This is a genomic window from Pseudaminobacter soli (ex Li et al. 2025), from assembly GCF_003012705.1.
GTDB classification, from domain to species: domain Bacteria; phylum Pseudomonadota; class Alphaproteobacteria; order Rhizobiales; family Rhizobiaceae; genus Pseudaminobacter; species Pseudaminobacter soli.
The window spans coordinates 26,175-40,082 of sequence record NZ_PXYL01000029.1 but is presented as its reverse complement, the minus strand read 5'-3'; the positions used below and the strand labels follow the sequence as shown (position 1 = coordinate 40,082).

11 protein-coding genes are annotated in these 13,908 nt (G+C 65.2%); 8 read left to right on the top strand and 3 right to left on the bottom strand.

Annotation, left to right across the window (positions count from 1 at the left end; genetic code table 11):
- Positions 1-248, top strand: a 248-nt coding sequence (locus C7I85_RS28120; protein WP_146148992.1) for a formate--tetrahydrofolate ligase, incomplete at its 5' end; no start/stop codon positions are given.
- A gap of 357 nt (positions 249-605) precedes the next feature.
- Entirely contained in the window at positions 606-2,363 is a 1,758-nt protein-coding gene (locus C7I85_RS28115) for an SH3 domain-containing protein (RefSeq protein WP_106727310.1), read from the top strand.
- On the opposite strand, the gene C7I85_RS30740 is transcribed toward C7I85_RS28115, so the two are convergent.
- The gene (locus C7I85_RS30740; protein ID WP_146148991.1) at positions 2,350-2,544 is read right to left on the bottom strand and encodes a hypothetical protein; all 195 of its coding nucleotides are present in this window, start codon (positions 2,542-2,544) and stop codon (positions 2,350-2,352) included. The two genes, C7I85_RS28115 and C7I85_RS30740, sit on opposite strands and share 14 nt — an antisense overlap.
- Between C7I85_RS30740 and C7I85_RS28110 the strand changes: the two genes are divergently transcribed.
- The 3 genes from C7I85_RS28110 (at position 2,531) to C7I85_RS28100 (ending at position 7,259) form a co-directional block, all read left to right on the top strand.
- Positions 2,531-3,718, top strand: coding sequence for an MFS transporter (locus C7I85_RS28110; protein WP_106727309.1), 1,188 nt, complete (start codon positions 2,531-2,533; stop codon positions 3,716-3,718). The genes C7I85_RS30740 and C7I85_RS28110 overlap by 14 nt on opposite strands.
- Positions 3,719-3,935: 217 nt before the next feature.
- On the top strand, positions 3,936-6,125 hold the full coding sequence (locus C7I85_RS28105; RefSeq protein ID WP_106727308.1) for an anthranilate synthase: 2,190 nt from the start codon (positions 3,936-3,938) through the stop codon (positions 6,123-6,125).
- A gap of 204 nt (positions 6,126-6,329) precedes the next feature.
- On the top strand, positions 6,330-7,259 hold the full coding sequence (locus tag C7I85_RS28100) for a cation diffusion facilitator family transporter (RefSeq protein WP_106727312.1): 930 nt from the start codon (positions 6,330-6,332) through the stop codon (positions 7,257-7,259).
- Positions 7,260-7,273: 14 nt separating this feature from the next.
- On the opposite strand, the gene C7I85_RS28095 is transcribed toward C7I85_RS28100, so the two are convergent.
- Positions 7,274-8,350 (bottom strand): hypothetical protein, encoded by a 1,077-nt coding sequence (locus tag C7I85_RS28095; protein ID WP_106727307.1) that lies wholly within the window; start codon positions 8,348-8,350, stop codon positions 7,274-7,276.
- A gap of 124 nt (positions 8,351-8,474) precedes the next feature.
- Between C7I85_RS28095 and C7I85_RS28090 the strand changes: the two genes are divergently transcribed.
- Positions 8,475-8,918, top strand: coding sequence for a DsrE family protein (locus tag C7I85_RS28090; RefSeq protein ID WP_106727306.1), 444 nt, complete (start codon positions 8,475-8,477; stop codon positions 8,916-8,918).
- A 169-nt stretch (positions 8,919-9,087) separates the two neighbouring features.
- Positions 9,088-10,176: an AbrB family transcriptional regulator gene (locus C7I85_RS28085; RefSeq protein WP_245445141.1), complete on the top strand. Its 1,089-nt coding sequence runs from the start codon at positions 9,088-9,090 to the stop codon at positions 10,174-10,176.
- A 10-nt stretch (positions 10,177-10,186) separates the two neighbouring features.
- Here the strand turns inward: C7I85_RS28085 and C7I85_RS28080 are convergent, their stop codons facing one another.
- Positions 10,187-10,846, bottom strand: a complete 660-nt coding sequence (locus tag C7I85_RS28080) for a methyltransferase family protein (RefSeq protein WP_106727305.1) — start codon at positions 10,844-10,846, stop codon at positions 10,187-10,189.
- A 1,177-nt stretch (positions 10,847-12,023) separates the two neighbouring features.
- Here C7I85_RS28080 and leuA point away from each other — a divergent pair.
- Positions 12,024-13,688, top strand: coding sequence for a 2-isopropylmalate synthase (gene leuA / locus C7I85_RS28070; RefSeq protein ID WP_181257429.1), 1,665 nt, complete (start codon positions 12,024-12,026; stop codon positions 13,686-13,688).
- The last annotated feature ends 220 nt before the right edge of the window (positions 13,689-13,908 follow it).

Here is a 13,908-nt window from a genome sequence, read left to right as displayed (position 1 = left end):
AGGCGCAGGGCTACGGCCACCTGCCGGTGTGCATGGCCAAGACCCAGTACTCGTTCTCGACCGACCCCAATCTGCGCGGTGCGCCTGTCGGCCACACGGTGCCGGTGCGCGAGGTCCGGCTGTCGGCCGGCGCCGGCTTCGTCGTCGCCATCTGCGGCGAGATCATGACCATGCCCGGCCTGCCCAAGGTGCCGTCGTCGGAGAAGATCTTCCTCAACGAGCACGGCCAGATCGAGGGCCTGTTCTAAGCCGGGCGCCGCGGGCCGCGGCCCGCCGCCACCAACACCATCAGCGCCGCGCGGACACCTCCGCGCGGCGTTTCTTTTTGCATGGCGGTGCGTCGGCCTTGCAAAGCTGACGCGCCGAGGGTGCGCAAAATCGTTCCAATATGCCGGCAAGCGGCTCTTGGCCGGCGTAATTCCCAATGATCGCCGGAAGGCGGGCGTAGTAAGGCCACAATTGCCGATGAAGGTGCAGGCCACGTGGGTGCGGGGGAACTTGCCGAATAGCAAGCGCACCTTGTTTCGCAGCATGGAATTTCTAGCGAATACGATTAGGTACGCGTCGGTTGTTCCAGGCAAGTTTTGTGCGTGGAGTACACCCCTTTGAAAGCTACCAGACTCGCTGATGCCCCCAATGACGCAGGCTCGCTCGAGGAAGAGCTCTGGCTGAGCGTCTCGAATTCGACCAGCCAGCCGACGCCCGAAGCGGCACCGACCGGGCAGGCCGAGCAGCGCCCGCTTGCGGCCGCGCTCAGCCGCCCGCTCCCATCGCCCGCCAACCAGAGCACGCCGCCGGTCGCCCCGGCCGCACAGCAGCAATCATACCAGCCTCTGTCGCCGCGTCCCGCGATGACTTCCGTGGTCATGCAGACGCTTTCGGCGCAGCCGCAGGCCCTGCGTGCCGAAAGCACGCGTCCCGAACAGCAGGCGCCTCGCGCAGAAGCGCCGCGCCCCCTGCCGCCCTTCCCGCAGCGCCCCATCGGCGCATCCCCGGCGGCGCCGGCGCCGCAGCTCCGGCAGCCATCCCCGCAGCCGCAGGCGCCGCGTGCAGACGCCGCTCGCCCGCAGCCGCCTTTCCCGCAGCGCCCCATTAGCGCATCCCCGGCCGTAGCAGCGCCGCAGCTTCGGCAGCCATCTGCCCAGCCGCAGGCGCCTCGTGCAGACGCGGCTCGCCCGCAGCCGCAGGCCCCGCGTGCTGACGCTCCGCGTCCGCAGGCACATCTCCCGCAGCGCCCCGCCGCGGCGGCTCCCGGCACGCAGGCGCCGATTCCGCCTCGTCCCGCAGCGACCCCGGCTGCGCAGCTGGCCCATAACCTGCCGCAGGCGCCCCGTACTGAGCTTCCGCGCAGCCAGCCACAGACGCCTCCTCAGGATCTCGCGGCCGACGATGCCGCCGCCCCGCACCGCTACGACTGGGATTCCTCCCACATCGAGCCAGCTCCCGATAAACCGAAGCTCACGCCTCCGTCCTTCCTCGACAGGGCGCTGGGGGCCACGGAGACGGCGGTGAAGGCCACGCGCGTGATCACCGACAGGACCGCCTGGCTCGGCAACATCACCCCGCGCCGCTGGGCGATCGGCGCGGCGAGCGTCGCCGGCATCGCGATCCTGGTCGGCATCGGCATGACCATGATGTCCGACCCGCAGCGTGAGGATTCGGCCGCGGTCGCCACGGCCGAACCTGCCGCGCCGGCCGCCGAAGCCGCACCTGAAACGCAGCAGGTTGCGGAGGCACCGCAGGCGCAAGCCGCCGCCCCGGCACCCCAGGCCGAGCAGCCCACGGCAGCCGCGCCTCAGGCGGATGAGCCCGCAACGCCTTCAACGTCGGAAAATGCGGCCCCGCCGGTCCAGGCAGCCGCCGACGCACCGTCGTCCGCTCCGTCGAGTGCCGGCACGTCGATGATGCCGCAGGAGGCATCGCCGCCTCCCCCGGCCCCGGCGACAAATCTGCTTGAGAGCAATGATTCTCGCTGGACGGGTGCGGCGGCAACCGCCGATGCCTCGCCCTCGCAGCCGGACCAGGCTGCGGCCGACCCGTCTTCGGACCAGGCGGGTGCCGCTGCCGACCAGCCCGAGCCGCGAGCCGCCAAGCCGGATTCCTCGACGACCGCCGGCATCGCGCACGCCAAGCCGGCGAAGCCCAAGCCCGCCAAGGCGGCCCCGACCCCGACGCCGACCGCCGGCAGCGCCGTCACCACGATGGGCGTGAAGATGCGCGCCAGCGAGGATAACAACTCAGACGTGGTGACCGTGCTTCCCGCCAAGGCCTCAGTCGAGGTCATCAGCTGCAAGGGCTGGTGCAAGATCTCCTACAACGGCAAGGAAGGCTACGTCTTCAAGCGCTTCCTCAAGCAGGACTGATCCGTTTCAAATGGGCAAGGCGCCGTTCACGCGGCGCCTTGCCGTCCATTTTCCGGGCCCGGCCGATCCCTCTTGAAATGCATTGCTGCATTGCGGCATAGGCACTTGTCCGCATCCGCGGATTGCTCGAGAATCGCATTTCAATCGTTTTATTTGCCGGATAATCAATGCCCTTGCCCATTCTCGCTCTTGCCGTGGCATCCTTCTGCATCGGCACCACCGAATTCGTGATCATGGGCCTGCTGCCGGAAATGGCGGCGGATCTCGGCGTTTCCATTCCTGCCGCAGGCTTGCTCGTCACCGGCTATGCGCTGGGCGTCGTCTTCGGCGCCCCGGTGATCGCCATCGGCACCGCGCATCTGTCGCGCAAATCGGTCCTCATCGGGCTGGCCTCGCTCTTCGTGGTGGGCAACCTTCTCTGCGCGATCGCGCCGAACTACTGGCTGCTGATGGCCGCGCGCGTCGTCACCGCCCTGGGCCACGGCGCCTTCTTCGGCATCGGCTCGGTGGTGGCGGCAAGCCTGGTGCCGGTCAACAAGCGCGCCAGCGCCATTGCCCTGATGTTCGCGGGCCTGACGCTGGCCAACATCCTCGGCGTGCCGGGCGGCACCGCGCTCGGCGAGGCCTTCGGCTGGCGCTCCACCTTCTATGCGGTGGTGGGCATTGGCCTCCTTTCGGTCGCGGCCATCGCCTGGCTGGTTCCTTCGGGCGTCGCCCCGCCCAGCGCTGGCGGCATCGCCAGCGAGGTGAAGGTGCTGGGCAAGCTGCAGGTGTGGCTCGCCATGATCATCTCGGCGCTGGCGTCGGCCAGCCTCTTTGCTGTCTTCACCTATATCAAGCCGATCCTCACCGACGTCACCGGCATTTCCATCGCTGCCGTCACCTGGGTGCTTCTCTTGTTCGGCGCCGGCATGACCGTCGGCAACATCATCGGCGGCAAGTTGGCCGACTGGAAGCTGATGCCCACCGTGCTCGGCACGCTGACCCTTTTGGCGCTGATGTTTATGGTCATGGTCAAGATCGCCGACATCCCGGCGGCGATGATCGCCACCATTTTCCTCTGGGGCGTGCTCACCTTCGTCATCGTGCCGCCCATGCAGATGCGCGTGGTCGAGACGGCATCGGAGGCGCCCAACCTTGCCTCGACCCTCAACCAGGGCGCCTTCAACATGGGCAATGCCGCCGGCGCCTGGTTCGGCGGCCTGGCGATCTCGTTCGGCGTTTCCTACCAGTACCTGCCGCTGGTCGGCACGGCCACGGCGGTGATCGCGCTTGGCGTGGCGCTCGTCTCGGCCCGGCTCGACCGGAGCAGTGCTGCGCTCGGCTATGCCGATCCGCTGCGCAGCACCACCTGAGCGCGTGGAATCCTCTTGCCGACCCGCCGGTTCGCCGCTATGTAAAATGCCATGACGACGATTTCGCACACGACGCTGTGGTGGTGGGCCTGCTAAAAGCGGCCTCGTGAGCGCGTGCGCGTGAAAAACTTGGTGGCCGCAGGAGAAGTCCGGGCGGCCTTTCGTTTTTTATAGGGCTTTCCGGGTCCGCCTGCCGATAAATGGGAAGGAAACGGGAATGTCGGTCGAAACCCTGGAAGATGGTTCGGAACGCTACGTCACCGCGGGTGGCATAGCCGTCACCCGCCAACGTCATGACGCAACCTACGGCGATGCGATTGAAGCCTATATTGACGGGCTGAACACGCGGCGCGGTGCGGTCTTCTCCTCCAACTACGAATATCCCGGCCGCTACACCCGTTGGGACACCGCCATCATCGACCCGCCGGTTGCCATCAGCGCGCGCGGCCGCGCCATGCGCATCGAGGCGCTGAACGCGCGCGGCGAGGCGCTGCTTTTGGTGATTGCCCCGGCGGTCAAGGCGCTGCCGGAGGTCGAGATCACCGGCGAGACCAAGCGGCTGATTACGCTCGAAGTGGCCAAGCCCGGCCGTGTCTTCACCGAGGAAGAGCGCTCGCGCGCGCCTTCCGTCTTCACCGTGCTGCGTGCCATCACCGCCCTGTTCCGCAGCGAGCATGACAGCAATCTCGGTCTCTACGGCGCTTTCGGCTACGACCTCGCCTTTCAGTTCGACCCCGTCGAGCACACGCTGAAGCGGGCCGAGAGCCAGCGCGACCTGGTGCTCTACCTGCCCGACGAAATCCTGGTGGTCGACCACCACGCCGCCAAAGCCTGGCACGACCGCTACGACTACTCCGGCGAAGGTTTTTCTACCGAAGGCCTGCCGCGCTACGGCGACATCGAGCCCTTCCGGCCGTCCGACCGCATCCCGCCGCGCGGCGACCACGAGCCTGGCGAATATTCAAAGATCGTCGAGAAGGCGAAGGAAAGCTTCGAGCGCGGCGACCTGTTCGAAGTCGTGCCCGGCCAGATGTTCTATGAGCGCTGCGAGACAGCGCCGTCGGAAATCTCGCGCCGGCTGAAGCGGATAAATCCCTCCCCCTATTCGTTCTTCATCAATCTCGGCGAAGGTGAATATCTGGTCGGCGCCTCGCCCGAAATGTTCGTGCGCGTCGTTGGCCGCCGTGTCGAGACCTGCCCCATCTCGGGCACCATCAAGCGCGGCGACGACGCCATCGCCGATGCCGAGCAGATCATAAAGCTGCTCAACTCCAAGAAGGACGAGTCCGAGCTAACCATGTGCTCCGACGTCGACCGCAACGACAAGTCCCGCGTCTGCGAGCCGGGCTCGGTGCGCGTCATCGGCCGGCGCCAGATCGAGATGTATTCGCGGCTCATCCACACCGTCGACCACATCGAAGGCCGCCTGCGCGAGGGCATGGACGCCTTCGACGCCTTCCTCAGCCACGCCTGGGCCGTCACCGTCACCGGGGCGCCGAAACTCTGGGCCATGCGCTTCATCGAAAAGAATGAAAAGAGCCCGCGCGCCTGGTATGGCGGGGCCATCGGCATGGTGCACTTCAACGGCGACCTCAACACGGGCCTTACCTTGCGCACGATACGCATAAAGGACGGGATCGCCGAGGTGCGCGCCGGTGCTACACTGCTGTTCGATTCCATCCCGGAAGAAGAAGAAGCCGAAACCGAACTGAAAGCATCCGCCATGCTCTCCGCCATCCGCGACGCCAAGGCCGGCAACGCAGCCGCCACCGAACGCCAGTCCGACCGCGTCGGCGACGGGGTGAAAATCCTGCTCGTCGACCACGAGGACTCGTTCGTTCACACGCTGGCCAACTATTTCCGCCAGACGGGCGCGGACGTGTCGACGGTACGCGCGCCGGTGCCGGAGGAACTGTTCGACCGCCTGCAACCCGACCTCGTCGTACTGTCGCCCGGACCCGGCATGCCGAAGGATTTCGACACCGCCGCCACGATCAGGAAGGCGCGCTCGCGCGACCTGCCGATCTTCGGCGTCTGCCTCGGTCTTCAGGCGCTTGCCGAAGCCTATGGTGGCGAGTTGCGGCATCTGCATGTGCCGATGCACGGCAAGCCTTCGCGCATCCGCGTCTCGCAACCCGGCATCATCTTCTCGGGCCTGCCCACGGAGGTCACGGTCGGCCGCTACCATTCGATCTTTGCCGATCCGGCCCGCCTTCCGCCGGATTTCGTCGTTACCGCGGAGACGGATGACGGCGTGATCATGGCCTTCGAGCACAAGAATGAGCCTATCGCGGCGGTGCAGTTCCATCCCGAATCGATTATGACGCTCGGCCAGAATGCCGGCATGCGCATGATCGAGAATGTGGTGGCCCACCTGCCGCGCAAGGCCAAGGAAAAGGCCGCTTGAAGCAAGTCGCGCAAAAGTGCGTAGCGGTTTTGCGACAACGACATGCGCAGACAAAAGACCTAAAGCGCAAGGAGCGAATCTGAAAGATCGCGACGCGCTTTAGACCCACGCGGGGTCGACCCGCACCCACAATTGACTTAATGAGGCATGGTGGCTGTCAAAGGCGGCAACCATGCCTCGATTTATTTGGCGGTAGGCCGACTGATGAACGAAGCGAAGCGCACCCTGACATCCAAGCAGAGGATCGAGCGACTGGCCGCCTGGTCGATCGTGTTCGCTTTCGGCGTCATGGGGCTGAAATACCTCGCCTATCACCTGACGGGCTCGGTGGCCCTCTACTCCGACGCGCTGGAATCGGTGGTCAACGTCATCGCCTCGGCCGCCGCGCTCTGGGCCATCCGCGTCAGCCACAAGCCGGCCGACCAGGACCACCCCTACGGCCATCACAAGGCCGAGTATTTTTCCGCCGTGCTCGAGGGCGTGCTCATCGTTCTGGCGGCACTGCTCATCCTGCGCGAGGTGTGGTTCGCCTGGCAGGAGCCGCGTCCGATAGAACAGCCCTGGCTCGGCCTTGCCATCAACGGGGGCGCGGCGGTCATCAATGCGGTCTGGGCGCTGCTTCTGATCCGCACCGGCCGGCGGCACCGCTCGCCCGCCCTGCTCGCCGACGGCCAGCACATCATGACCGACGTCGTCACCTCGGTCGGCGTCATCATAGGCCTGATTGCGGCGGTCGTCACCGGCTGGCACTTCCTCGACCTGGCGCTGGCCGTCATCGTCGCGCTCAACATTCTCTGGCAGGGCTGGCACGTCATCGGCGCCTCGCTGCAGGGCTTGATGGACGTCGCAGTCGACCACGAGGAGACGCTGCGCATCCGCGACATCATCTCGTCCAACTCCAAGGGCGCGCTGGAAGTGCACGACCTCAAGACGCGCATTGCCGGCCGCGCCGTCTTCATCGAGTTCCATCTGGTGGTCGACGCCGGGATGAGCGTGGGCGACAGCCATGTCATCTGCGACCGCATCGAGGACGCGCTGAAGGCCGAAATCCCCTCGGTGCGCGTCACCATCCATGTCGAGCCGGACGACGAGGCCAAGCTGCCCAAGGGCACGGTGGCGGTCCCGTTCGCCTGAGCCGAAGGCTAGGTTCACTCGTACTTTTCAGGCTTTGCGAGCCCGCATTCCGAAAGCGCCATCGGGCTCAGCTTGAACACCTTGTCGTCCGAACCGGTCATGTCGAGCTTGGAACACAGGTCGAGGCTCGGCAACCCGTCGCTGGGATTGGCGAGCGTGATCGTGTCCTCGGCGCCCCGGCGCAGGAAGACCTCCCGCGTCAGCATGCTGCAGCCGGCATCGGCCGAAGCCTTGGAGGTGCAGCGCCACTGATCGCCTTCGGGCGAGCAACTGTAACGCTGCTGCACCGCGCCATCGCCCTCCCGCGTCGTCACCGACACCGAGACCGCCGCGCCCTCCGGCCATTCCTGCTTGCCATGCGCATTGGCGGCAATCTCGATCGGTCCGCGCGACAGCCTGATCGACGTCACCTGCTGGTCCGGATGCTGATCGAGATGGGCGGCATCGTAGTCGGTGCCGAAGCAGAAGGGCTCGTTCGGCTTCAGCCGCTTGCGCAGCGGCTCGCCCAGAGCCTGGTCTGGCTGATCGATCTGCGCGAATTCGGCTTTGCACATCTCGAGCGGCTGCGGGTCGAGCCGGAAATTGTCGTCATCCGTGCCCAGCGCCTGCCGCTCATACTCGGCCTTGCTCAATTGCTCCGTCGCGGCCGCGTCGAGATAGAGGTCGCGCGGCAGCTGGGAAAGGATAATGCTGCCCTTGCCGTCGGCCTTCAGCCGGCCCAGGGTGCGGTCGCATTCCATGCCGCAGCGGATCGTCCCGTCCTCGCCGCCCTCGGCGCACCAGCCGCCGACCCAGTCCGGCCTTTTCGCCCCGCGCACGGTCGTCGTCAGATAGGCATTGTAGCCCGCACCCGACGCCTCGCTGCCAGGCTCCTCGTTCGGCCGGCTCACCGGATCGCGGCCATAGAGCAAAAAGATCCGCCCCACCTTCTGCGCCGGATGCGACTGCATATGCGCCGCGTCATAGACCCGGCCGAAGCAGGCATCCTTGCCGTCCGGGCTGAGCGCGCTCAGCCGCGGCGCATCCTGGGCGAAAGCCGCACCGCCCGCGAGGGATGCGGTCAGCGCGCAGACAAACGCAGTACATGCCATTGCCCTGCAAAACGACACGAGCACCTCCCAAGGTCGGACTAACCATCGAGCCGTTTCATGCTAGAAAAAATGCGCGGTGCGCGCAATTTGCGCCGCTTCCGCTTTTGGGCGAAGGGAGGTTTTCATGCGTCGCAGGGAAATGTTTCGCGCAATACTGGCCGGCGCCGGCGTTTTTGTCGGATTGCGCCAGGCAAATGCGGCGCCACCGGATACTCCGCCACCCGTGCCCAAGGTCGCCTATCACCTGGCCGACCTGGAAAAGGTCGGCTTCGTGCTCGGCAACATCCGCAACCATTACACCGGCCTCGACGGTCAGGTCGAAATCGCGCTGGTGGTGCATGGACCGGCATTGGCCGCCTTCCGCGGAGAGGGCCTGTCGTCCGGCCTGTCCGACCGTTTTGCAGGCCTGGTCAAGGACGGCTTGTCCCCCTTCGCCTGCGCCAACACCATGATGTCGATGGGGATGATGCTCACCGACCTACTGCCGGGTTTTGCCGCCGCCGACACCGGTGGCGTGGTGAAGCTCGCCGAACTGCAATCGCAGGGCTACGCCTATGTCAGGCCATAGCGCGGAACCCGAAATCGTGATCGGGCCGCACCGCGATGCCGTTCGCCTGACGCAAGGAATCGCGTAAGGAGGGGCGACTTCGCGTCCCGCCGGGATGCGCCGTCATGGCGGCCGCGAGGCCGCGCGCCGGACGAGAAGCCATCCCGCCCGGCCGAAGCACGGAGCATCTATGGAAACGCCAGCGCAACCCACCGCCTCGGAGCCGATGTCCGGCCTGGCGCCCGGTCTGCAATGGGGTTTTATCCTCCTGCTTTCCGCCGTCCTGGCAGGCGCCCTCGAACTCGCCAACCTGCCCGCAGCACTTCTGATCGGCCCGATGATTGCGGCGATCGTCGCCGGCATCAACGGCGCCACCGTGCGCCTGCCGCGCCCGATCTTCTTCTCCGCGCAGGCCGTCATCGGCTGCCTCGTCGCCTCCTCCATCGAATTCGAGATCTTCGTTTCCTTCGCGCATGACTGGCCGCTCTTCGTCGGCGCGGTTCTGGCCACGCTGCTGGCCTCGAGCTTTCTCGGCTGGCTGATCAGCCGCTGGAAGATTTTGCCGGGCACCACCGCGGTCTGGGGCACCGCGCCCGGCGCCTCCACCGCCATGGTGCTGATGGCCGGCGCCTTCGGCGCGGACGCGCGGCTCGTGGCCTTCATGCAGTATCTGCGCGTCATCTTCGTTTCGGTCACCGCAGCCGTCATCGCCCGGCTCTGGGTCGACACATCAGGCGTCGAGCTGCCGCACGTGCCCTGGTTTCCTGCCATCCAATGGGTGCCCTTCCTGTCGACCATCGGCGTCGCGGTCGTCGGCGGCCTTGCCGGCCGCTTGCTGCGCCTGCCCTCGCCCTTCTTCCTCGGCAGCATGATCCTGGGCGTGGCGCTGCATCTCGGCGGCCTTGTCACCTTCCAGCTGCCGCAGTGGCTCCTGGCCATCAGCTACGCGCTGATCGGCTGGACCATCGGGCTGAATTTCACGCGCAGCATCCTCATCCACGCCACGCGCGCCCTGCCGCAGATCATCATGTCGATCCTGTCGCTGATGATCTTCTGCGGCGGATTGGCCTGGGTGCTCAGCCACTATCTCGGCGTCGATCCGCTCACCGCCTATCTGGCGACCAGCCCCGGCGGTATGGATTCGGTGGCGATCATCGCCGCCGCCTCCAGCAATGTGAACCTATCCTTCATCATGGCGCTGCAGACCGCGCGCTTCCTGTTCGTGCTGATTTTTGGCCCCTCGGTCGCACGGCTCGTGGCACGGCTGGTGAAGGAGTGAGGCGGACGCCTCAATAAATCCCCGGCACGAGCCGCCAGGTTCGGGCAAAATAGGCGTCGTATTCGGCCCCGAACTGGCTCCGCAGCAGCGTCTCCTCGGCGCGGATGCGTGCAATCAGCGGAGGTATCAGCAACAGTACCAGGATCACGCCGACACCTGAGCGAAACGCCAGCGCCCATCCCAAGGAACTGACCAGCATGCCGAGATAGCTCGGGTTGCGGACGATGCGATAGACGCCCGTCGTCACCAGCTTGTGGTCATGCTGGATGGCGACCAGCCCGCTGAACCTGCGCCCCAGCACGAAGACCGGCCACAGGCGCAGCGCCCCGCCCAGGGCGAACAGCACCACGCCCAGCCAGCGCACGGCCTCGCCGTCTATGGTCCAGAAGCCGATCCGGTCGGTATAGGCCGGCAGATAGCCGGCGGCCACGCTGAGCAACCCGAAGGCGACGAGCACCCAACGGTTGCCACGATCCTCGCGCTCACCCGAGCTCAGATTTCCTTGCGTGAAAAGCGCGACCCCGCTCATCACGAACGTCACCACCGTCAGCGCAACTAGTGCGGGATTGCTAAAGAAGGCGGCAAAGCCGCCCTTCCCCAGGATCGCCAGGCCCAGAAAGACCAGCGTTCCGACAATGCTGAACAGCGCCAATCCGAAGGTCATCTTCATCGCTGCCTGCCCTCGTCCGAGGCCGTCAAAATAGACCCGAACCGGGCTTCATCCAATGCGTGTCGGAGAGAGCCGACGGTCACCGATGTTTGTAGCCAGCGCGAAGAACCTCACTGACGGATTGAAAGGTGGATTAATTCGGAGGCTGACTAGCGCCAAGCCATTGAAACCATTGGCCTCGACAGAAAACAGACGCCTCTTTCATCCCCCACTTTGCCACCTCCCGCATAATGCCTGCATCGGCCTCACCGGGAACACGGGTCATGAACCGGATGAGCGTGGAGGGCGACGATGTCCGGGCTGGTGGCGTGACGGTAGCGCTGCTGGGTGATGAACCCCCAAGTCCGGGCCCAGGGTGTGGCTGGCCGCGCGAATGCGGAGGCGAACAAACCCAGGCAAGCGCATCGAACGGGCGGTCGCGGAGACCGCAGATTTACTTAAACGAGCGCGTTTCCCGACCGCCCGTCTTCCCAGTTCTTTGACAATAGCCAGACGGTGAAAACCGGGCGTGGCGGTGAATAGGTGCGTTCTTCGAGGCTCGCCCTGTGGGCGAGCACCTCAGAATGAGCGAGGGTGAGGAGTGGTCCGCGAAGCGGACGAAAAGCCAACGATTTGGCTTTTCGAATGACGAACGCCCGGAGCCATAGCGGAGGGCCGGAGCCAGCGTCAACCTCGGGAGTCGCAGGCGCCAACGGTAGCCCTCATGGTGAGGTGTGAGCCCGCAGGGCGAGCCTCGAACCACGAGGGCGGATCGCAGACCTGCCCTCCGCTATGGCTCCGGGCGTTCGTCGTTCGAAAAGCCAAATCCTTGCCTTTGGTGGCTTCGTCCACCATCCCTCACCCCTTGCAACCGCAGCGCGGCTCCTATATGAAACCCGGCATGACCTCGCGTCCGAACAAGCCCGCTGCCCGTCCGACCGCTTTCGCGGCCGAGACCGCGCGCGCTCTTTCGGCTACGCTTCTTCTTCTCGGCCTTATCGGCGATCGCCGGGCTCGTTGAAGGAGCGTCCGGCGGTCGAAATTGCCGCCAGGCAGATGCTCCTTTTGCTCTTCACAACCGAACTGAAATTCTGGTTTAAGACCGCCTGACGAAGCGCTTTTGCGCATGGCGGCAGAGAGAACGAGATCGAGAATGAACAAGATGACTTCAGAACCCGTCGTATCCGGCCACCACGGAATGCCGGGCGCCGGCCTCAAATACGAGCCCTATCCGAAGATCGATCTGCGCGACCGCACCTGGCCATCGAAGACCATCGACAAGGCGCCGATCTGGTGCTCGGTCGACCTGCGCGACGGTAACCAGTCCCTCGTCGATCCGATGGGCCACGACCGCAAGGTGCGCATGTTCAAGCTGCTGCTCGACATGGGCTTCAAGGAGATCGAAGTCGGCTTTCCGTCCGCCTCTCAGACCGATTTTGACTTCAACCGCTGGTGCATCGAGGAAGGCAACGTGCCCGAGGACGTGTCCTTGCAGGTGCTGGTGCAGTGCCGGCCGGAACTGATCACTCGTACCTTTGAAGCGCTCCAGGGCGCGCATCGGCCGATCGTGCATTTCTACAACTCCACCAGCGAGTTGCAGCGCCGCGTCGTCTTCGCCAAGGACGTTGCCGGCATCAAGCAGATCGCCACCGACGCCGCCAAGATGATCACCGACATGGCGGCCAAGGCCGGCGGCGGCTATCGCTTCCAGTATTCGCCGGAGAGCTTCACCGGCACCGAGTTGGAAGTGGCGCTGGAGATCTGCAACGCAGTGGCCGAGATCGTAAAGCCGACGCCGGAAAACAAGCTGATCCTCAATTTGCCGTCGACTGTCGAGATGGCAACGCCCAACACCTATGCCGACCGCATCGAGTGGATGATCCGCCACCTCGACAACCGCGAGAACCTGATCATTTCGCTGCATCCGCACAATGACCGCGGCACGGGCGTCGCCGCCACCGAGCTGGCGCTGATGGCCGGCGCCGACCGCGTCGAGGGCACGCTGTTCGGCAATGGCGAGCGCACCGGCAATGTCGACATCGTCAATCTGGCGCTGAACATGTACACGCAGGGCGTCGATCCCGAGCTGGACTGCTCCGACATCAACCGGATGAAGGACGTCTACGAATACTGCAACCAGCTGAAGATCGCCGAGCGTCACCCTTACGTGGGCGAACTGGTCTACACGGCCTTCTCGGGCTCGCACCAGGATGCGATCAACAAGGGCATGAAGGCGATCAAGACTTCCAACAAGACCCTGTGGGAAGTGCCCTATCTGCCGATCGACCCGCAGGACGTCGGCCGTTCCTACGAGGCGATCATTCGCATCAACTCGCAGTCCGGCAAGGGCGGCATCGCCTATGTGCTGCAGGCCGATTATGGCCTCAACCTCCCGCGCAGCCTGCAGGTCGAGTTCAGCCAGGACATCCAGGCGATCACCGATGCGGAAGGCAAGGAAGTCTCACCCAAGCGCATCCACGAGCGCTTCATCGAGCGCTATGTGGAACAGCCCGGCGCGCGGCTGAAGTTCGTCGATCACCACACCTATCCCGACACGGCCAACAAGGCCCAGCGCGTGGTGGAGGCGACCATCGTCGACAACGGCAAGGAAGTGACCATCAGCGGCACCGGCAACGGCCCAGTCGACGGCTTCGTCGACGCGCTGTCGCGCCATATCGGCGTGCCGCTCTCGGTGCTCGACTATTCCGAGCACTCGATCCAGCGCGGCTCGAACGCCTCGGCGGTCTGCTACATGGAGATCGAGCATCCGGGCGGTCGCGCCTTCGGCGTCGGCATCAATACCAACATCGTGGCCGCCTCGCTCGAGGCCGTGATTTCCGCCGCCAATCACATTGTCGGCTAAGCAATACGCTGTTAACCGTATCAGGCCCGGCTCTCGAATAGAGAGCTGGGCTTGTTGACAATCGGGCGTTGACTGCTTGTGCAGGACCGCTGGAGCGTTATGATCGGGCCTTCCTGGGCGCCGCTCTCGAAAGGTCCGACGCTTGCTGCACAACAAGCCTGCTGCCCCCGCAGTGCTCGATACGCTGGAGAGAGTCCTAGCTAGCAGGACCTTTGGGCGT

Bases quoted from the DNA above. Each gene is read 5' to 3' on its own strand.
- leuA (WP_181257429.1), top strand. From the start codon at position 12,024: ATGCCGGGCGCCGGCCTCAAATACGAGCCCTATCCGAAGATCGATCTG.
- C7I85_RS28110 (WP_106727309.1), top strand. From the start codon at position 2,531: ATGCCCTTGCCCATTCTCGCTCTTGCCGTGGCATCCTTCTGCATCGGC.
- C7I85_RS28095 (WP_106727307.1), bottom strand. From the start codon at position 8,350: ATGGCATGTACTGCGTTTGTCTGCGCGCTGACCGCATCCCTCGCGGGC.
- C7I85_RS28080 (WP_106727305.1), bottom strand. From the start codon at position 10,846: ATGAAGATGACCTTCGGATTGGCGCTGTTCAGCATTGTCGGAACGCTG.
- C7I85_RS28105 (WP_106727308.1), top strand. From the start codon at position 3,936: ATGTCGGTCGAAACCCTGGAAGATGGTTCGGAACGCTACGTCACCGCG.
- C7I85_RS28100 (WP_106727312.1), top strand. From the start codon at position 6,330: ATGAACGAAGCGAAGCGCACCCTGACATCCAAGCAGAGGATCGAGCGA.
- C7I85_RS28085 (WP_245445141.1), top strand. From the start codon at position 9,088: ATGGAAACGCCAGCGCAACCCACCGCCTCGGAGCCGATGTCCGGCCTG.
- C7I85_RS28090 (WP_106727306.1), top strand. From the start codon at position 8,475: ATGCGTCGCAGGGAAATGTTTCGCGCAATACTGGCCGGCGCCGGCGTT.
- C7I85_RS30740 (WP_146148991.1), bottom strand. From the start codon at position 2,544: ATGGGCAAGGGCATTGATTATCCGGCAAATAAAACGATTGAAATGCGA.